The sequence below is a fragment of the Pseudomonas lopnurensis genome (assembly GCF_015070855.1).
Classification (GTDB): Bacteria; Pseudomonadota; Gammaproteobacteria; order Pseudomonadales; family Pseudomonadaceae; genus Stutzerimonas; species Stutzerimonas lopnurensis.
Genome location: NZ_JADDIX010000077.1, coordinates 166,357 through 185,215 on the forward strand (window position 1 = coordinate 166,357; position 18,859 = coordinate 185,215).

Sequence of the window (18,859 nt, forward strand, 5' to 3'; positions counted from 1 at the left end):
GCGCGGCCTTCCACAAGAATAGCCTGTGCCCACCGAGCGCCTGTGGGAGGTGCGCCCTCGCGGCGATGCAGCGCGTTGGATGGGGCCGCCGAAGCCCAACACCACACCGAAGCAATGAGTGACGCCTTGCCCGTTGGGCTTCGCGGCGCTCAACTCAACGGCGCGCCAGACAGCCCTATCCGCGGCTTGCGACGAAACGCCAACTGCCCCTAAGCTCCCCGACTTTTTCAGGAGACGCCCATGGATCCTCGAAGCGAAGTACTGCTGCGCCAGGCCGAGCTGTTCGGCGGCAAGCTGCTGTTGGCCGGCCTGCCCGCCGACGACCTGCTGGGCCATCTGCCAGGGGCTGTCGGCTGGAGCTGGCACGCCGGCGAACAGCAGTTGCTGGAACGGCGTTTTTCCGGACGTTGCAGCTTCGGCGTCAGCGCTCCGCAGGCGGACTTCGAAGCCGCCGTGCTGTTCCTGCCGAAATCCCGCGAACTGACCGAGTACCTGCTCCAGGCCCTGGCGGCCAAACTCGAGGGCCGCCCGCTGTACCTGGTCGGCGAGAAACGCGCCGGGGTCGAACGCGCCGCCAGGCAACTGACCGGCTACGGGCGCGCATGCAAGCTCGACAGTGCGCGCCATTGCCAGCTGTGGCAGGTGCGGGTCGAGCAGGCCCCGGCCATGCCGGACCTGCAGGCGCTGGCCCAGCATTTCAGCCTGCAACTGGCGGACGGTCCACTCGAGGTGGTCAGCCTGCCCGGGGTGTTCAGCCATGGCCGGCTCGATCGCGGCAGCGCCCTGCTGCTGGAACACCTCGACGATCTGCCGAAGGGGCGCCTGCTCGACTTCGGCTGCGGCGCCGGCATCCTCGGCGCCGTGCTGAAGCGGCGCCACCCGCAGAGCGAGGTGGTGCTGCTCGACGTCGACGCCTTCGCCGTCGAGAGCAGCCGCATGACGCTGGCCGCCAACGGACTGGCGGGCGAGGTGATCGCCGGCGATGGCATCGCTGCCGCGCCGCGGCAACTGGCCGCGATCATCAGCAACCCACCGTTCCACCAGGGCGTGCATACCAGCTACGAAGCCAGCGAGGCGCTGATCGAGCACGCCGCCGAACACCTGCTCGGCGGCGGCGAACTGCGTCTGGTGGCCAACGCATTCCTCCGCTACCCACCGCTGATCGAGCGCCACCTCGGCACCTGCCGGACCCTCGCCGAGCGCGACGGCTTTCGCATCTACCGCGCCTCGCGCGCCTGATCCACCCGCGCCAGGCGGTTGCACGACGGGGCGGCTTGCGGCAAACTCGCCGCCGTCCTTGGGGGAGTAGTCTCCGACGAGCGCCCCGCTCGTCCGGCATGCGTCAACACACTTGGTCCGCAGACCATGGCGCATGCGACCGGCCAGAGCGTAGCCATACGCCCGGCCCCGGTTTGACAAGACCCATGACATGTACACCTGACCCGGGCGGGCAGGTTGCGCATGTCATGGAGAACTGTCGACCCGCCCTTAAGGAATCTCGTTTGGAAGCTTTCTTCGTTCCCACCCTGATCGTTGCCCTGGCCGAAATCGGCGACAAGACCCAATTGCTCGCGCTGCTGCTGGCGGCCCGTTATCGGCGCCCCTGGCCGATCATCTGGGGCATCGTCGTCGCCACCCTGGCCAACCATGCGGCCGCCGGTGCGGTCGGCAACTGGGTGTCGAGCCTGCTCTCGCCGGTGATGCTGAGCTGGATACTGGCGTTCAGCTTCGCTGCCGTCGCCGCGTGGACGCTGGTGCCCGACAAGCTGGACGACGACGATGCCCGCCTCGGCCGTCCCTACGGTCCCTTCGTCGCCACCACCGTGGCCTTCTTCATCGCCGAGATGGGCGACAAGACGCAGATCGCCACGGTGATGCTCGCCGCGCAGTATCCCGAATTCATCCTGGTCATCCTCGGCACCACGCTCGGCATGCTGCTCGCCAACGTCCCGGTGGTGCTCGCCAGCCACTTCGCCGCCGACCGTCTGCCCTTGGCGCTGATTCGTCGGGTCGCTGCTGCAGGTTTCGCCGCGCTGGCGCTTTATGCCGGTTACGAAGCGTTGAACATGGGCCCGATTGTCTCAGGCTGATACCCAGCGCAAATCCGCAACACCGGGCAGCTGATAGAGTGCACAGCCGCAGCGCACCGTCAGCGCCCCGAGGAGACCAGGCTGCATGTCAGCGGATGGACGCAAGAAACGAGTCTGCAACCATATCGACCTGAGTTGGAACAAGGGCCGCCTGGCCCTTTCCGAGCAGATGCAGAGCAAATATTTCAGCTACAAGGGCTCGTTCATCAGCCGGCCGCTGAACAGCGCCGGCTTCGCCGAGCTGGTGCGCACCGTGCGCAGCGCCATGCCGGACCTGGAAGTCGTGGTGGACGAGTGCGTCTGCGAAGGCCACAAGGTGGTCACCTCCAGCACGGCGATGGGCACGCTGGCGACGCCGCTGCTCGGCTATCCTGCCAGCGACAAGATCCTCGCCATCGCCGCGATGAGCGTCTGGACGCTGAACCCGGCCGGCGACATCGAAGAGGTCACCACCCTGGTCGATCTCGAAGGCATGCGCCTGCAGCTGGGCATCGACACGCCTCTCGCCGCATTGCTGCCATCGACCTGAACGATCGATGGCGGGCGGCCGGGTCAGCGGCCGCTACGGGCCTGCTGGTAGAGCGGCATGACTTTCGGGATATTGGCTTTCAGCGCCGCGGTACGGGTGCTGGAAGACGGGTGCGTGCTCATGAACTCCGGCGGCGCCGAACCGCCGGCCGACGCCATTTTCTCCCACAGGGTGAGCGCCGCATTCGGGTCGTAGCCGGCACGCGCCGCCAGCTCGAGGCCGATCAGGTCCGCCTCGTTCTCGTTGCTGCGGCTGTTGGGCAGGGTCATCAGGTACTCCACCCCCATGTTCGCCAGCTGCAGGCCACCGGTACCGACGCCCATGGCCGAACCCAGCTGGGTGGCCATCTGCACGCCATAGGCCTTGGACATGGCCTCACGGCCGTGCTCGCGCAGCGCATGGGCAATCTCGTGGCCCATGACGGCGGCGATCTCGTCGTCGGTGAGTTTCAGCTGTTCGATCAAGCCGGTGTAGAAAATGATCTTGCCGCCCGGGCCGCAGTTGGCGTTGAGCTCGGGGCTGTCGATCACGTTGACCTCCCAGGCCCACTGCGCCGCATCCGGACGGAACACCGAGACGTTGGCGATCAGCCGCTGGGCGATGGCGTTGACACGCTTGTTCACCGCGCCGCTCTTCTCCAGCGCGCCCTTGCTCGAGGCTTCGCTGAGCGTCTCCTGGTAGGACTGGGCATACATCTGGTTGACCTGTTCGGTCGACAGCATGCTGAACATGTACTGCTTGCGGTCGATACCCACGGCACCACCGCTGGTGGTGTTGACCGCCTGGCAGCCCGCCAGCAACGCGGCGGCAATCAGCAAGGACAATGGTTGCGGCTTGAACATGGAGCTTCTCCGAGGAATCTGCGCCGTATGCTAGGGCCTGTTCCCGTTTCGTCGCAAGCCGCGTTGCTGCGCCGGATGGCGCCAGGCCGGGCGGCGATCCGCATGGCGCGGGGCGCAGCCAATGGTCATCCTTGGCAAGTCCGGCAACGACGCATGACGCCGTGCAACCCGCAGGGCCCCGGCGCGGCCGCGAACGAAACGGGAACAGCCGCTAAAGCGAGCCCAACGCTCAGACAACCGACGGCGTGACTGCAGCAACGGCGGGGCCTGCCGATAGGTTCTTACCAGCCATAACAACAAGAGTGGCCACACCATGTTCAGATCGATCCAGACCTCCTTTGCAGCGCTTGCCGGCGCCTGCACGCTCGCCATCATCGCCGCCCTGCTGCTCTACGCGCTGATATCCGGCATGCGCACCCAGGAACTGCTGGAAAGCCGCACCCGCGCGCTGATCGACGACATGGTCGAGCAGCGCGTGACCGCCCTGGCGCAATGGCAGGTCAGCCATATCCAGGCGCAGCTGCAGGAGCCGCTGCAGATCGCCATCGGCCTCGCGCGGGTCAATGCCCTGCCCGGCCTGACCGATGAGCAGGGCATGCCCATGGCCAACCTCACCCGCGAGGAATTGATCAACCTGGCACGCGAAACGCTGCTGCAGAACCCGTCGCTGAACAGCATCTCCATCGCCTGGGAACCCAACGGCGTGGATGCCAACGACGTGATGTACCGCGGCGACGCACCCGGCATGCTCAATGGCCGTTTCGCCAGTTGGCTGTATCGCGACAACAGCGGCAGCGTCGTGCTGGACAGGCTCACCGACTTCGAAGACACCCGCATGCTCGAAACCGGCGTGCGCGCCGGCGAGCCCTACCTGTGCGCACGCGAACGACTGAAACCCTGCGTGGGCGATCCGGCCCCCTACGCAATGAATGGCGAGAAGGCGCTGCTGTCCTCGTTCAGCGCACCGATCATCATCGACGGCGAATTTCACGGCATCGTCGGCAGCGACATCCGCGTCGACTTCATCCAGCAGTTGCTCAACGGCGTCAATGAGCAACTCTATGGCGGCGTCGGCGAGATTGCGCTGATCTCCGACAATGGCCGCCTGGCCGCCTACAGCAAGGACGCCGGGCTGCTCGGCAAGCCGGCGGTGCAGATTCTCGATGCCCAGGACCAGGAACTGGTCAAGCAACTGCCGGTTGGCCAGGTCCACTATCAGGCCGACGAAGCGCTGGGCCATATCGCGATGATCCTGCCCTTCTCCTTCGCCGGCACCGACGCGCGCTGGGTGTTGATGCTGGAGCTGCCACTGGCCGTGGTCATGCAGGACCAGGAACAGCTCATCGCCGCCCTGGCCGAGGAAAACCGCAGCAGCCTCGGCGCCATGCTGCTGATCGGCCTGCTGGTCGCCGTGGTCGGACTGACCGTCATCTGGCTGATCAGCCAGCGCATCACCCGCCCCTTGCGGGTCATGGTGGCCATGCTCGAGGACATCGGCCAGGGCGAAGGCGACCTCACCCAGCGCCTGAACATCGACAGCCGCAACGAGTTGGGGCAGATCGCCGCCGGCTTCAATGCATTCCTCGCGCGCCTGCAAAGCATGATCGGCGAGGTGATCGGCTCGGTACAGAAGGTCAGCGATGCCTCGGAGCACACCGCCGACATTGCCATCCGCACCGACAAGGGCGTGCAGAACCAGCTGGCCGAGATCGAACAGGTCGCCACCGCGGTGCACCAGATGACCGCCACCGCGCAGGATGTCGCGCACAACGCCAGCCAGGCCGCCGAAGCGGCGAACAACGCGGACCGCGCCGCCAACCAGGGGCGTCATATCGTCCAGGACACCGGTTCGGCCATCACCGAACTGGCCAGCGAGATCGGCCGCGCGATGGACGTGGTGCAGACCCTGGCCCGCGACAGCGAAAACATCGACGCCATCCTGGTGACGATTCGCAGCATCGCCGAGCAGACCAACCTGCTCGCTCTCAACGCGGCGATCGAGGCTGCGCGCGCCGGCGAACAGGGCCGCGGTTTCGCCGTCGTGGCCGACGAGGTGCGCAACCTCGCGCAGAAGACCCAGCAGGCCACCGGCGAGATTCAGCACATGATCCAGCAACTGCAGAACGGCACGCGGGACGTCGTCAGCGTGATGGAGCAAAGCCAGAGCCGCACGCGACATAGCGTCGAGCAGGCCAGCGCCGCCGCGCAGGCGCTGCAGGCGATCACTCAGGCGGTCTCGCAGATCAATGACATGAACAACCAGATCGCCAGCGCCGCCGAAGAACAGAGCGCCGTCGCCGAGGACATCAACCGCAACGTCGCCAATATCGGCCTGGTGGCCCAGCAGGTCGCCGGTGGCGCCGAGGAAGCCAGCCAGGCCAGCGCCGACCTGACGCGCCTGGCCGAACAGCAGCGTCGGCTGATCAACCAGTTCAGGGTCTGAAACGCATGCAGGAAAGCGCCGCAAGCCTGCCGTATCGCCTGTATGCGCTACGTATCCGGCTTGCATGTTGGGTTGAGCGCAGCGAAGCCCAACGGGCAAGACGTCCCCTCATCGCTTCGGTGTGCTGTCGGGCTTCGGCGCCACACGCCTCAACCTCGGCGGTCCCACCCCGGCCTACGCCGGCGTCAGGCACTCCGGCGCGTCGAGCTTGGGATCGTTCACCAGCGTCGCCAGCGGGCGCTCGCGCAGCGGCGGCTGTGGCTGGTCGAGCAATGCCTGCAGGGCATCCGGCGGGGTCGCCGGGTCGAGCCAGGCGGCCCGCCCCGCCTCATCGAGCAGCAGCGGCCGGCGCAGATTCGCCGCCGGCAGGGTCACCACCGCGGTGCTCAGGTAGGTATGGCCCTGTACCGGATAGGCTTCCCACAACGCCGCGAACCAGCTCAGCGAGCCTTCGCCGGTCATCCAGTAGGGCCGCTTGCGTGCCGCGCCACGCCACTCGTAGAAACCATTGGCCGGCAGCAGGCCACGACGCAGGCGAAAGGCGTCGCGAAACATCGGCTGTTCGGCCAGGGTTTCGGCGCGCGCCTGCGCAGGGGTGCGGGTCAGATCGGTGAGCCAGGCGGGCGTCAGGCCCCAACGCACCCGACTCAGTTGTAGCTGGTCGTCGACCTGGCGCAGCAACAGCACCGAGGCGCCGGGCGCCAGGCTCCAATGCGGCGGCTGGTCGGCGGGAAAGCCGGGCAAGGCGGCGAAGTCCTGGCTCCAGCGAAAAAGGGCGTAGCGGCCACACATAGAAAAACTCGTCAGCAGATCAGTTCGCCGGGGTAGCTCTCCGGTTCATCGCCCGGCAACGGCTCGGCGCCATTGTACGCGGCGATCAGCTCACGTGCCCGTTCGGCATCCTCGTCAGGCACCATCAGGCCCAGCAGCCCCACCGCCGGCAGTTCGCCCATGGCCCCGATCAGGTGGCTGCCGGCAAGAAAGGCATCGATGCCTTCCCCCATCAGCATGCCGCTGAGCATTTGCGCCTCCAGCAGGTCGCGCGGCTCGTAGATGCGCTGCATTCAGTCGTCCTCCCTGAAGGTTTCGAGTTGCCATTCGATGCCGTCGGTACGCAGGTCGAACACGACCGGCCGGCAGCACACCGCGCAATCCTCGATGTAGCGCTGGTCACCGCCACTGAGATCGAGCGTGGTCTCGACCGGCTCGCCGCAGTACGGGCATTGATAGACCTGTATCTCCAGCATCCGTCCTCCACGTGACTTGTCGCTATAATCGCCGTCTATAGGGTCTCTGTTTTTCATCGCAAGCGCGCCGAAAAGCCGACAGACCTCAAGAACTGACCAGGGTGCGCCTCGCAGGAGGTGCGCCGGCCGCATGCCGGAACATGGCGGGCGATCAGGCAGACAAAGCGGCCGCTGTGCTCCGAGTATGGGCCAGACGGCCCCGGCCCGTTCTGCAAATTACCCGCTGCGTTCGCTGCACAGGCCCCGTTTCTCGCCGTTTCCTTTACAGAGAGCATGATGGACGAATTCGAAGCCATCCGACCCTATGCCGACGCCGAAGTCCCGGTCGTCATGGCCCGCCTGTTCGCCGATCGGGAGTTCCTCGACATTCTGGCGCATTTTCGCTTTCCGCGACTGGCCGACGCCATGGGCTGGCTGATCAAGCCCTTCATCGCCCGCAGGCTGCGCCGCGAGTTCGCCAGCATCCATACCGTGGACGCCCTGCAGCACAAGATCGAAGCCTATGTCGACCGCACCATCGAACGCGCCACCGACGGCGTGACCTATTCCGGCCTCGAACGGCTGCAGCAAGGCCGCGCCTACCTGTTCCTGGCCAACCACCGCGACATCGTGATGGACCCGGCTTTCGTCAACTACGCGGTCTACCAGGCGGGCATTCGCACCCCGCGCATCGCCATCGGCGACAACCTCCTGCAGCGCCCTTTCGTCAGTGACCTGATGCGCCTGAACAAGAGCTTCATCGTCCGCCGCTCGATTACCGGCCGCCGCGAGAAACTGGCGGCCTACCAGATGCTTTCGGCCTATATCAACCATTCGATCCGCAACGACGGCGAATCGGTGTGGATCGCCCAGGCCGAAGGCCGCGCCAAGGACGGCGATGACCGCACCGACTCGGCGATCCTCAAGATGCTGCACATGAGCCGCAAGGACGAATCGTTCGCCGACGCGCTCGCCGCGTTGCGGCCGATTCCGGTGGCGATCAGCTACGAATACGATCCCTGCGACCAGGCCAAGGCGCGCGAGCTGTATATCCGCGCCACCACGGGCAGCTATTGCAAGGCGCCGGGCGAGGACGATGCCAGCATCGCGCTGGGCATCACCGGCTACAAGGGCCGGGTTCACGTGGCCTTCGGCACGCCGATGGACAGCGTTCCCGAGGATGCCAAGCAGATGGCCGCGGCCGTCGACCGCCAGATCCTCGGCGGTTACCGCCTGTTCCCCGTGCACTACCTGGCCTATCGGCTGTGGGATGGCCGCGATCCGGAGATCGAGGTGCCCAGCGCGGCCGAGCTGTTCAGCCGCGAGGAAGTGGAGCGCGCCGAGGCCGAGTGGGCCAGGCGCCTGGCGGCCTGCCCCAGCGTGCAACAGCCCTACCTGATCCAGCAGTACGCCACGCCGGTGCGCAATCAGTACCGGCTCGATGCCGGGCTGGAACCATAGCCGCCTGCCGCGCGCACGCAGCGGCAGTGGCGGGCCCTCCGGGTGCGGCTGCGCTCAGAGCAGCCGGCCGCCCCAGGAAAACGCCAGGGCCAGCGCCAGCCCGGCGAAACCGACCCGATAGAACAGCCGATTGAGTCGAATCGTCGCAGCCTGTTCGGCATCCGCTGCGCCAGTGGTGACATTCGTCGCCAATAGCCGTGTCGCCGCGCGCTGCTCGCGCCAGCGGGTGGCCAGCAGCAACCAGCCACCGCACAGGGCGCAGAGCAACGCCACGCCGTGGAGTAGAAAAGACGGGGCTATGACCAGGTGCGCCTGCAGCGACATCCAGACCTCCGCTCAGGTGTAAATCGAGGTACCCGGCGCGGCCGAATACAGCCGCGCAGTGTACCCGGGCGATACGCTGCCACTGGATTTTTCCGACGGAACGGCGAGCCGGAGCCGAGCATTATCAAGCCGGCTTATGACGCCATGTTCATCGTTCAATATTGACTGTGGCACCGCCCACCTTCACCCTCGAAACACCTCGAAGCAGCAAGCTAGAGCGTGCGCAGCCAGGCGGGGCGGCGGGACGCATTCGGGCTGGGTGGCTGACTGTCGCGCCCCAGCGACGCGAGCAATCCCTCGAAGCCCGATCAGGACGTCGCATCACTCGGCGCCCTGACGATACGCCCAGCGCTGCGGGGCACCAGCTATTCAGGACCACAGGAATCAGATCATGACAAAAACAATATTCACAACCGGGGCCCTCACATTGTCGCTACTGACCAGTAGCACCATGGCGGCCGTATCCGAATCCGAAGCGGCCAGGCTCGGCAACGCGCTCACGCCGATCGGCGCCGACAGGGCCGGCAACGCCGCCGGCACCATCCCCGCCTGGAGCGGCGGGCTGCCACAGGACGCCGCACCGGTATCGCCGGACGGTTTCGTCGGCGATCCCTACGCCAGCGACGAGCCGAAATTCACCATCACCGCGCAGAACTACGAGCAGTACCAGGACAACCTGAGCCCCGGGCAGATCGCCATGCTCAAGCGTTACCCGCAGACCTACCGCCTGCCGGTCTTCGAAACCCGCCGCAGCGCCGCCATGCCGCAGCATATCTACGACGCGGCCGCGCGCAATGCCCGCCAGGCCAGCATGGTGCGCGGCGGCAACGGCCTGGAGAACTTCGAGACCGCCATCGCCTTTCCGATTCCCAAGGATGGCCTGGAAGTCATCTGGAACCACATCACCCGTTACCGCGGCAGCTCGGCCCGCCGCGTCGTCGTCCAGGCCACGCCACAGGTCAACGGCAGCTATAGCCTGGTCAAGTTCATCGACGAGGTGGTCTACACCGACACCCTGACCGACTACAGCCCGGAAAAGCACGGCAACGTACTGTTCTACTTCAAGCAGCAGGTGACCGAACCGTCCCGCCTGGCGGGCAACGTGCTGCTGGTGCATGAAACGCTGGACCAGGTGAAGGAACCGCGCATGGCGTGGATCTACAACGCCGGCCAGCGCCGCGTGCGCCGCGCCCCGCAGGTTGCCTATGACGGCCCGGGCACCGCCGCCGACGGCCTGCGCACGTCCGACAACCTGGACATGTTCAACGGCGCGCCGGATCGCTACGACTGGAAGCTGGTGGGCAAGAAGGAACTGTACATCCCCTACAACGCCTACCGTCTGGACTCGCCGGAACTCAAGTACGGCGACATCCTCAAGGCCGGCCACATCAACCAGGACCTGACACGCTACGAGCTGCACCGTGTCTGGGAAGTCGAAGCGACGCTGAAGTCGGGCGAACGCCACATCTACGCCAAGCGCCACTTCTTCATCGACGAGGACACCTGGCAGGCCGCGGTCATCGACCACTACGACGGCCGCAACCAGCTGTGGCGCGTGGCCGAGGCGCACAGCACCTACATCTACAATGTGCAGGTCCCGCTGTATGCGATGGAAACGCTCTACGACCTCGTTTCCGGCCGCTATCTGGTCATGGGCATGAAGAACGAAGAGAAGAACCCCTACACCTACAACTACAAGGCCAACTCCAACCAGTACACCCCGGCGGCCCTGCGCAACTCCGGCGTGCGCTGAGCCCGGCCTCCCCGCCACCAGCGGAGGCCCCGCCCGGTGCGTAATGCCGTTCAGATAAGCACAGAACACTGTAGGAGCGCGCCATGCGCACGAATCGCGGGCGCGGCCCGCTCCTACATTTTCCCCAGCATCCAGCTCGTGGGAGATGTCGGCGTGAAGTGAACAGCATTGCGCCCTGTGCGAGGCGTCTGCGTTTCAATAGACAGCCTCAGGTCCTCCTCCCTGGAATGTGGATGGAATACCTATCCCATAACCAGCAAACAAAAACGTACGGGAGACGTTTTTGACGTCGCCCCGCGACGGCCCGAAGGGTGACAACCAGAGATGGCAGGTCACAAAAAACGTCCGGGAGACGTTTTGACGTCGCGCAGCGACGGCCCGAAGGGTGACAGCTAAGGATGGCAGGTCACAAAAAACCCGCCTCGATAAGACGGGTTCGTTGTGACGTCCGGGGAACGGGGCGACGCTACTCGGCCAGCAGTCGACCGATATTCTCGTCACGAAACACGCGGGTCAGCGCATCGCTCAGAACGTCGCTGACCAGCTTGGTGTTGGTCTGCTCGTTGGGCGCCATGCCGAAACGCTGATTCAGCGAAGCACCATAACGACCGTTGTAGCGCTTGCCGGCATTCTGCACCTCGACCTTCAGGGTCGCGCCGATATTGGCCTCGGTGACATAGAGGCCTTCCTTGGGCGACTGGTACTTCAGCTCGGCCAGCGTCAGGGTCAGCTGCGGGGCGTTGTAGGCATTCGGCGACGGCGTGAAGCCAAGCAGTCGCACCGCCGCTTCCGTCTGCGCCTGCAGCTTGGGGATGACCTTGGCACTCGGCACGATCACCGCGCTGGTTTCCGGATAGAGGCCGCCGCGGGTGCCCAGGGTGGGCGAAGGCCTCGCATCGACGACCCGCACCACCACGGGCTGGCCCTGCCCGACAGGGTTGATGGTGCCGTTGAGTTTGGGATTCGGATCGAGCTGCTGCGGGCTGTGGGCACAGCCGACCAGGCTCATTCCAAGGACAGTGACAAGACCGAACAACAGGCGTTGCAGCATGCTGTTTTCTCCAGGGTTAGGGGCGACGAATGCCGCGCAGTATACCCAGCGCCGCCACGGGCCGACAGTGATGAGATTCAGACCGGGCGTAACACCGGCACGTTCCTTTCATACGATTGTCACAGCCGTTTGCGATAACCAGCGCATCCCCGATCGCGACGAGCAAGTCCCATGCTGAAACTCCTGACACGCCTGCGTCGACGCACACCTCGCCACTATGCGCTGCTCGACGAGCATGGACGCTGCCGCATGCTGTTCAGCGGCGCCAGCCGCCCCGAAGGCGCCAACTGGGTCGAGGTACAGGAGGCGCGCCTGAGCTGGATAGGCCGTCCGCTACCCACCGAAAGCCTGCGCGCAGCCTGAACGGCATAGAGCAATCGCGATTTCCATGGCCCGCGAATATAAAAAAGCCCCGTACCATCCGTACGGGGCTTCTTGTTCAGCCGCAAAGCGAGTGACTGGACTCAGTACTCCAGCCCTAGACGCTTGTCAGCCATCTCGCTGATTTCACGATAGGCCGCCGCATCCTGCTGCAGTACGGTCTCGCGCGCCGGGAACATCTCCTGCAGCTTGCTCGTCCAGGCCTGGGAGCGGTACCGCTCGGGGAAGCAGCGCTCGAGCAGGTCGAGCATGATCGACACGGTGACCGAAGCACCCGGCGAAGCACCGAGCAGTGCGGCGATGGTGCCGTCCTTCGCCGCCACCAGTTCCGTGCCGAACTGCAGGATGCCACCCTTCTTCGGGTCCTTCTTGATGATCTGCACACGCTGGCCGGCCACTTCCAGACGCCAGTCCTCGGCCTTGGCCTCGGGATAGAAGCCGCGCAGGGTTTCCAGGCGATCCTCCATGGATTGCATCACTTCCTTGATCAGGTAGCGGGTCAGATCCATGTTGTCGCGGGCCACGGCCATCATCGGGCCGATGTTGCTCGGACGGATCGACAGCGGCAGGTCCATGAACGAACCGCGCTTGAGGAACTTGGTGGTGAAGCCGGCGTAGGGTCCGAACAGCAGGGATTTCTTGCCGTCGACGACACGGGTGTCCAGATGCGGCACCGACATCGGCGGCGCGCCGACCGCCGCCAGGCTGTAGACCTTGGCCTGATGCTGCTTGACGATCTCGGGGTTGTCGCAGCGCAGCCACTGTCCGCTGACCGGGAAGCCGCCGAAGCCCTTGCCCTCATCGATACCGGACATCTGCAGCAGCGGCAGCGCCGCACCACCGGCGCCAAGGAAGACGAAACCGGCCTGTACTTCGCGCGAATCGCCGCTGCGGGTGTTCTTGATGTCGACCTTCCAGCCGGAAGCGGTGCGGGCGAGACCGGTAACCTTCTGGTTGTAGGAGACCTTGACGCCGGCACTGCGCGACAGATAGGCGAGCAACTGGCTGGTCACCGCGCCGAAGTTGATGTCGGTACCGTTCATGGCGCGAGTCGCGGCGATCGGCTCGTCGGCGGCGCGGCCCGGCATCATCAGCGGCATCCACTCGGCCAGGGTCGCACGGTCTTCGGTGTAGACCATGTCGGCGAAGGCGTGGTGGGTCTTCAGCGCGTCGAAGCGGCGCTTGAGGTAATCGATGTTCTTGCTGCCCCGCACGAAGCTCAGGTGCGGCACCGCGTTGATGAAATCACGGGGAGAGCCGAAGCCTTCGCGGTCGGCCAGGTAGGCCCAGAACTGCTTGGAGACTTCGAACTGGGTATTGATGAGGACGGCCTTCTTGATGTCGATCGTGCCGTCTTTGCTGTCAGGGGTGTAGTTCAGCTCGCAGAGGCCCGCGTGACCGGTACCGGCATTGTTCCAGGGATTGGAGCTTTCGATGGCTCCGGACTCCTGCAGTTCGACGATTTCCAGCTTGATATCGGGATCGAGTTCCTTGAGCAGTACCGCCAGGGTCGCACTCATGATGCCGGCTCCCACCAGCACCATATCCACTGCTTCGCTATCGTGTTGCGTCATCAACGCGTTCTCCAGAATCACAGCATTAAACTGTCGTGACCGCAGTACGCGGCCGCGTAATACCCACCAGCCAGACGGTCGGGAACGGAGCCTGGTCCCATACCGCTGCTCGGGAGCATGTGCCCGAGAACAGGCGTCGAAACACTGCCTGCCAGCTGTCGGAAGGGCGGCTTTTGGCCTCCTTCCCCTCGCTGCGATTCATCCGGAGCGGGCTTGACCCAAGGCTCTACGGACGACGCTGCGAGAAAAACGATTGCGAATCCTGCTTGCCGAGCCCGGCCGCATGCACGCGCTTCGTACCCCGCGCGCTGGCGACTATGCCCGATGCTTCGATACGAAGCGGCGACCCTTCGAATCAGCCGCGCATGGCCTCGATCAATTCGATGTAGGGCCTGGCATGGCGCTGGTCGGCGACTAGATCGATGAAGTCCTGCCCCTTGGCATTCCGGGCGTCGAGGTCGTAGCCGGCCGCCACGAAGAAGCCGAGAAAACGCTCGAAGTCATCGAGGCGCAGACCGCGATAGGCCTTGACCAGCTTGTGCAACGATGGGGGCGTGTCGTCGGCCGGCTCAGGCTGTAGAAACAGCTTGATCGACTCGTCCGCGATCTCGTCGCCAATCACCTGTTTCTTGTCTTTACGCATGCCGCCTCCGCTCCACCGGGTCTCACGGGGGCGGCAGTTTACTCCTCGGAGCCGGCGCACTCAACGCGCCAGGGACGCTTGCGACCAAGGTCGTACATCGCCACCCCGCATACCGAGCGATCTTTCGGTACGAATAACAAGATGGTTTCAGCGCCTATAATGGCGCTTTGCGAACAAGGAGCGTCCCGGCATGAAGTTTCCCCCGCTGTTTGCCGCCTGGCGCCAGGCCCTGCGCCTGGGATACGGAGCCAGCGCCCTGCGCGGCGACATCGGCGCCGGGCTGACCGTCGGCATCATCGCCATTCCGCTGGCCATGGCGCTGGCCATCGCGGTGGGTGTCGCACCGCAGCACGGGCTCTATACCGTGCTGGTCGCCGCCCCGCTGATCGCCCTGACGGGGGGATCACGCTTCAACGTCACCGGGCCGACCGCCGCCTTCGTGGTGATCCTGCTGCCGATCACCCAGCAGTTCGGCCTCGGCGGGCTGCTGCTGTGTACCATGCTCGCCGGCCTCATCCTGATCACTCTCGGCCTGCTGCGCGCGGGGCGCCTGATCGCCTTCATTCCCTACCCTGTCACCCTCGGCTTCACCGCGGGCATCGGCATCGTCATCGCCACGCTGCAGATCAAGGACCTGTTCGGTCTGACCCTGCTGGAGCAACCGCAGCACTACGTCGAGCAGGTCGGCCTGCTGGTGCGCTCGCTGCCGGGCGCCCAGCTCGGCGACGCGCTGGTGGCGGCGATCTGCCTGGGCGTGCTGATCCTCTGGCCACGCTGGGTGCCGAAGGTGCCCGGACATCTGGTGGCGCTGACCGTCGGCGCCCTGGCGGGGCTGGCGCTGGAATCGTCCGGCCTGCCGGTGGCCACGCTCGGCGAGCGCTTCAGCTATACCCTCGACGGCGTGACCCATCCGGGGATTCCGCCGTTCCTGCCGAACTTCGCCTGGCCATGGCTGCTGCCCGGCCCGGACGGCCAGCCGTTGCAGCTGACCTACGAGCTGTTTCACCAACTGCTGGCACCGGCTTTCGCCATCGCCATGCTCGGCGCCATCGAGTCGCTGCTCTGCGCCGTGGTCGCCGACGGCATGACCGGCAGCAACCATGAACCGAACGGCGAACTGATCGGCCAGGGCCTGGGCAATCTGGTCGCCCCGCTGTTCGGCGGCATCACCGCCACCGCGGCCATCGCGCGGACTGCGGCGAACGTGCGCGCCGGGGCATTCTCGCCGCTGGCGGCGATCATTCATGCCGGCGTGGTGCTGGTGGCGATCCTCTGGCTGGCCCCGCTGTTCAGCTACCTGCCGATGGCCGCGCTGGCGGCGCTGCTGCTGATGGTGGCGTGGAACATGAGCGAGGCGCCGCACGTCATGCACGTGCTGCGCATCGCGCCGCGCAGCGATGTGCTGGTGCTGCTGACCTGCCTGGTGCTGACCGTGCTGTTCGACATGGTGCTGGCGGTGGGTGTCGGCCTGCTGCTGGCAGCGGGCCTGTTCATCAAGCGCATGAGCGAGCTGACCGACACCACCGTGCTGTCGCGCGAACAGCGCAGGATCCTTCGGGACATGCCCGAGCACGTCGCCACCTATGCGATTCGCGGCCCGCTGTTCTTCGGCGCGGCGGAAAAGGCGCTGGGTGCGCTGCGCCGTTTCAATCCGGAGGTCAAGGTGGTGATCGTCGACATCAGCGCGGTGCCGATGCTCGACATGACCGCCCTGGCGGCACTGGAAAACGTGCTGGTGGACTACCGCAAGCTGGGCGTCACGCTCATCCTCAGCGGCAGCAATGCACAGGTCCGCCTGAAACTGCGCCGCGCCGGCATCCACCGGCTGGAGGGGCACCTGCTGTATGTGCGCGACCTCAGCCAGGCCCGCGAAAAGGCCCTGCGCCTGCTGCAGCCGGACATGCTGGCGGCGCCGGTCTGAACCGCGCAGGCCAGCGCAGCCTCAGCCGGCGTGCTTCTGCAGGTTGGCCATCATCTCCCTGAGCGCCTCGATGTTGTCCGCCGGATGCGCGGCATTCTCGAAGTCGCAGATCCGCTGCCAGTGAGCGGCGACGTCCTCGGCATCGAAACCGGATTTCGGGTCGAAGCCCATGCCCAGGCTGCGCTCCCAGCGCACCTTGCCCATCCAGCCGCCACCGACCTCGAACAGGCCGGCGGTTTCCTGGCAGCGCTCGCTGGCCAGGTACACCACCAGCGGGCTGACCAGCTCCGGCTTGAGCTGCTCGAACACCTGCGGCGGGATCAGCCCTTCGGTCATGCGCGTGCCGCCGGTGGGGGCGATCGCATTCACCAGGACGTTGTTCTTGCGGCCTTCCAGCGCCAGGGTACGGGTCAGCCCATAGAGGCCGAGCTTGGCCATGCCGTAGTTGGACTGGCCGAAATTACCGTAGATGCCGGACGTCGAGGCGGTGAAGATCACCCGGCCGTAGCCCTGCTCGCGCATGTGCGGCCAGGCGGCATGGGTGACCTTGTAGGCGCCTTCGACGTGCACGCGATAGACCAGGTCCCAGTCGGCATCCTCCATCTTGTGAAAGGTCTTGTCGCGCAGGATGCCGGCATTGTTGACCACCACATCGACGCGGCCGAAGGCGTCCAGCGCCTGCTGCACGATCCTGCCGCCATCGGTCACCGAGTCATGGCTGGCCACCGCGGTGCCGCCCGCCTGGCGAATCTCTTCCACCACGCGATCGGCGGCCGAGTTATTCGCCCCCTCGCCCTGGGCACTGCCGCCCAGATCGTTGACTACCACCCGTGCGCCGTGACGGGCGAACAGCAGCGCGTGGGCACGGCCGAGGCCGCCACCGGCTCCGGTCACGATCACTACCTTGTCTTCGAAGCGGATGGCTTCACTCATTCGGGGCTCCTTCAGCGGGTTGCCATTGGCGGTTTCGTCGATGGATCGAGTGTCGGCGAGGCCCAGGCCTCCCACAACCAACCGGCCGCGAATGAATGCCCGGGCATAAGGCAGCGGGATGATCGCGGCGCCACGGCCGTACGGGCGATGCCACAGCCGGTTGGCCACTACGCCAGGTCATGAACAATTTTCAGCCAACAGGGTCTCAGGCCGCGCCGAAACAGCCCCTCGGGCATCTGCACCCAAACAACCCACAGAGTTTTCCACAGCTTTCGTGGATAAGCCTCGACAACCTTCGCCGGCCATTTGGCACCCCTCGAAAGCACGTCAAGAAAGCGGCTAAACCAGCGCCAGTGCGGCGCTCAGCCGCACGCACAGCATTGCTGGACAAAAAATGTACGCACCACGCCAGCCCCGATGCGGCCTCGCCTGCAGCCGCTATTCCCAAGCTTATCCACAGATCGCTGCACAGACTTGGGGGATAAGCCAGACGCTTGGAAATAGCCTTGGTCCTATCACATCGATGCTCATAATCAACGGGTCGGCAGGTCACGACGCCCATAAGATGGCTGCGTCAATCGCCGAAGGAGTCTGATCATGTTCAATCGCAACCTGCTCGAACGCCTGTTCGCCAACTACGCCTCGGCGGCCGGCGGCGCCTGGATCGACGCATGACCCTGCCGGAGCGTCGCTTGGCCCCGGCGGCTGCCCGGCGTAACCTGCGCGCAGTTCCATTCAGCGGAGTCGACGATGTCCCTGCGTTCCATTTGCGTTTTTTGTGGCGCCAGCACCGGTGCCAACCCGATCTATGAACAGGCCGCCACCGAACTCGGCCACACCCTGGCGGCCAACGGCATCACCCTGGTCTATGGCGGCGGTGCCGTAGGCCTGATGGGTGTGGTGGCCGATGCCACGATGGCCGCTGGCGGCGAGGTCATCGGCATCATCCCCCAGAGTTTGAAGGATGCCGAGGTTGGCCATACCGGCCTCACACGCCTTGAGGTGGTCGACGGCATGCACGCGCGCAAGGCCCGGATGGCCGAACTGTCGGATGCCTTCATCGCGTTGCCCGGCGGCCTGGGGACCCTGGAAGAGCTGTTCGAAGTCTGGACCTGGGGCCAGCTCGGTTACCACAGCAAGCCGCTCGGCCTGCTCGACGTCAATCACTTCTACAGCAAACTCAGCCACTTCCTCGACCATCTGGTCGAGGAGCGTTTCGTGCGCCCCGCGCATCGCGACATGCTGCAGCGCAGCGACTCGGCGCAAACGCTGCTGCGGCTGCTCAACGACTGGCAGCCCACCGTACATGCCAGATGGGAAAAAACCGCACCGGCGTGACCGCCGCGAGGTTCGGTAATACGGTCATCGCCCGTGTCCAACGGGCGATGCACGAGCTGAGCAAAATTCAACCAGCAATGCGAACGTGGCGAACGACGCGGCCTGGCGCCGCCTTTGCCCATGTTATCCACAGCAGCGTCCACAATAAGCGGGGATAACCGAGCGCAAGCTCGCCAGCCTCGCCTCGCATTTGCCCGAATTCACCCGTCTCGACGTTTTTTCCTTGGGACACAAGGTATTGAGCAAAGTTTGAACAAGCCGCACCAGGCCTGGCAGTGCAAGGCCTGGCGCGAGTCCTCCCAAGCTTATCCACAGAATGCTACACAGCTGAAGTGGATAACAAGGGAAAC

Annotated in this window: 18 protein-coding genes, 1 pseudogene and 1 riboswitch; of the genes and pseudogenes, 10 read left to right on the forward strand and 9 right to left on the reverse strand. The window is 65.3% G+C overall.

Annotated features, from left to right (window positions below; translation table 11 throughout):
- The first annotated feature begins 240 nt into the window (after window positions 1-240).
- The 3 genes from IN820_RS15900 (at window position 241) to IN820_RS15910 (ending at window position 2,619) form a co-directional block, all read left to right on the forward strand.
- Complete coding sequence (locus tag IN820_RS15900; RefSeq protein WP_193681894.1) at window positions 241-1,239, forward strand: class I SAM-dependent methyltransferase; 999 nt, start codon at window positions 241-243, stop codon at window positions 1,237-1,239.
- 56 nt (window positions 1,240-1,295) lie between these two features.
- Window positions 1,296-1,457: riboswitch (yybP-ykoY riboswitch) on the forward strand.
- 45 nt (window positions 1,458-1,502) lie between these two features.
- Window positions 1,503-2,090: a TMEM165/GDT1 family protein gene (locus tag IN820_RS15905; protein WP_193681895.1), complete on the forward strand. Its 588-nt coding sequence runs from the start codon at window positions 1,503-1,505 to the stop codon at window positions 2,088-2,090.
- A gap of 85 nt (window positions 2,091-2,175) precedes the next feature.
- Entirely contained in the window at window positions 2,176-2,619 is a 444-nt protein-coding gene (locus IN820_RS15910; protein WP_193681896.1) for an ester cyclase, read from the forward strand.
- A gap of 23 nt (window positions 2,620-2,642) precedes the next feature.
- On the opposite strand, the gene IN820_RS15915 is transcribed toward IN820_RS15910, so the two are convergent.
- A complete protein-coding gene (locus tag IN820_RS15915) occupies window positions 2,643-3,461 on the reverse strand; it encodes a M48 family metallopeptidase (protein ID WP_193681897.1) in 819 nt (272 codons plus the stop codon).
- 1,384 nt (window positions 3,462-4,845) lie between these two features.
- Here IN820_RS15915 and IN820_RS22995 point away from each other — a divergent pair.
- Together IN820_RS22995 and IN820_RS23000 are read left to right on the forward strand one after the other, a co-directional pair.
- Window positions 4,846-5,046: pseudogene (locus tag IN820_RS22995) on the forward strand (HAMP domain-containing protein); the annotation flags it as partial.
- A 15-nt stretch (window positions 5,047-5,061) separates the two neighbouring features.
- Entirely contained in the window at window positions 5,062-5,904 is an 843-nt protein-coding gene (locus IN820_RS23000; protein ID WP_408005244.1) for a methyl-accepting chemotaxis protein, read from the forward strand.
- 174 nt (window positions 5,905-6,078) lie between these two features.
- On the opposite strand, the gene IN820_RS15925 is transcribed toward IN820_RS23000, so the two are convergent.
- The 3 genes from IN820_RS15925 to IN820_RS15935 are packed head-to-tail and all read right to left on the reverse strand — an operon-like array spanning window position 6,079 to window position 7,151.
- On the reverse strand, window positions 6,079-6,696 hold the full coding sequence (locus tag IN820_RS15925; RefSeq protein WP_193681899.1) for an SOS response-associated peptidase: 618 nt from the start codon (window positions 6,694-6,696) through the stop codon (window positions 6,079-6,081).
- An 11-nt stretch (window positions 6,697-6,707) separates the two neighbouring features.
- Window positions 6,708-6,968, reverse strand: a complete 261-nt coding sequence (locus IN820_RS15930) for a putative signal transducing protein (RefSeq protein WP_193681900.1) — start codon at window positions 6,966-6,968, stop codon at window positions 6,708-6,710.
- Window positions 6,969-7,151, reverse strand: coding sequence for a CPXCG motif-containing cysteine-rich protein (locus IN820_RS15935; RefSeq protein WP_193681901.1), 183 nt, complete (start codon window positions 7,149-7,151; stop codon window positions 6,969-6,971).
- Between the two features lie 273 nt (window positions 7,152-7,424).
- Here IN820_RS15935 and IN820_RS15940 point away from each other — a divergent pair, with 273 nt between their 5' ends.
- Complete coding sequence (locus tag IN820_RS15940; RefSeq protein WP_193681902.1) at window positions 7,425-8,591, forward strand: 1-acyl-sn-glycerol-3-phosphate acyltransferase; 1,167 nt, start codon at window positions 7,425-7,427, stop codon at window positions 8,589-8,591.
- Window positions 8,592-8,645: 54 nt separating this feature from the next.
- On the opposite strand, the gene IN820_RS15945 is transcribed toward IN820_RS15940, so the two are convergent.
- Window positions 8,646-8,915, reverse strand: coding sequence for a hypothetical protein (locus IN820_RS15945; protein WP_193681903.1), 270 nt, complete (start codon window positions 8,913-8,915; stop codon window positions 8,646-8,648).
- Between the two features lie 391 nt (window positions 8,916-9,306).
- Here IN820_RS15945 and IN820_RS15950 point away from each other — a divergent pair, with 391 nt between their 5' ends.
- Window positions 9,307-10,668 carry a DUF1329 domain-containing protein gene (locus tag IN820_RS15950; protein WP_193681904.1) on the forward strand — a complete coding sequence of 454 codons (1,362 nt, stop codon included), beginning with the start codon at window positions 9,307-9,309 and terminating at the stop codon, window positions 10,666-10,668.
- A 466-nt stretch (window positions 10,669-11,134) separates the two neighbouring features.
- On the opposite strand, the gene IN820_RS15955 is transcribed toward IN820_RS15950, so the two are convergent.
- The gene (locus tag IN820_RS15955) at window positions 11,135-11,719 is read right to left on the reverse strand and encodes a YajG family lipoprotein (protein WP_193681905.1); all 585 of its coding nucleotides are present in this window, start codon (window positions 11,717-11,719) and stop codon (window positions 11,135-11,137) included.
- A gap of 171 nt (window positions 11,720-11,890) precedes the next feature.
- Here IN820_RS15955 and IN820_RS15960 point away from each other — a divergent pair, with 171 nt between their 5' ends.
- The gene (locus tag IN820_RS15960; protein WP_193681906.1) at window positions 11,891-12,082 is read left to right on the forward strand and encodes a hypothetical protein; all 192 of its coding nucleotides are present in this window, start codon (window positions 11,891-11,893) and stop codon (window positions 12,080-12,082) included.
- Window positions 12,083-12,183: 101 nt separating this feature from the next.
- Here IN820_RS15960 and mqo read toward each other — a convergent pair whose 3' ends face one another.
- On the reverse strand, window positions 12,184-13,689 hold the full coding sequence (gene mqo / locus IN820_RS15965) for a malate dehydrogenase (quinone) (protein WP_268939460.1): 1,506 nt from the start codon (window positions 13,687-13,689) through the stop codon (window positions 12,184-12,186).
- Window positions 13,690-14,029: 340 nt separating this feature from the next.
- Entirely contained in the window at window positions 14,030-14,317 is a 288-nt protein-coding gene (locus IN820_RS15970; protein WP_193681908.1) for a PA4642 family protein, read from the reverse strand.
- Between the two features lie 190 nt (window positions 14,318-14,507).
- Between IN820_RS15970 and dauA the strand changes: the two genes are divergently transcribed.
- The gene (dauA, locus tag IN820_RS15975) at window positions 14,508-16,238 is read left to right on the forward strand and encodes a C4-dicarboxylic acid transporter DauA (protein WP_193681909.1); all 1,731 of its coding nucleotides are present in this window, start codon (window positions 14,508-14,510) and stop codon (window positions 16,236-16,238) included.
- Window positions 16,239-16,259: 21 nt separating this feature from the next.
- Here dauA and IN820_RS15980 read toward each other — a convergent pair whose 3' ends face one another.
- On the reverse strand, window positions 16,260-17,171 hold the full coding sequence (locus IN820_RS15980) for an SDR family oxidoreductase (RefSeq protein ID WP_193681910.1): 912 nt from the start codon (window positions 17,169-17,171) through the stop codon (window positions 16,260-16,262).
- Between the two features lie 750 nt (window positions 17,172-17,921).
- Between IN820_RS15980 and IN820_RS15985 the strand changes: the two genes are divergently transcribed.
- Complete coding sequence (locus tag IN820_RS15985) at window positions 17,922-18,509, forward strand: LOG family protein (protein ID WP_193681911.1); 588 nt, start codon at window positions 17,922-17,924, stop codon at window positions 18,507-18,509.
- Window positions 18,510-18,859 lie beyond the last annotated feature (350 nt).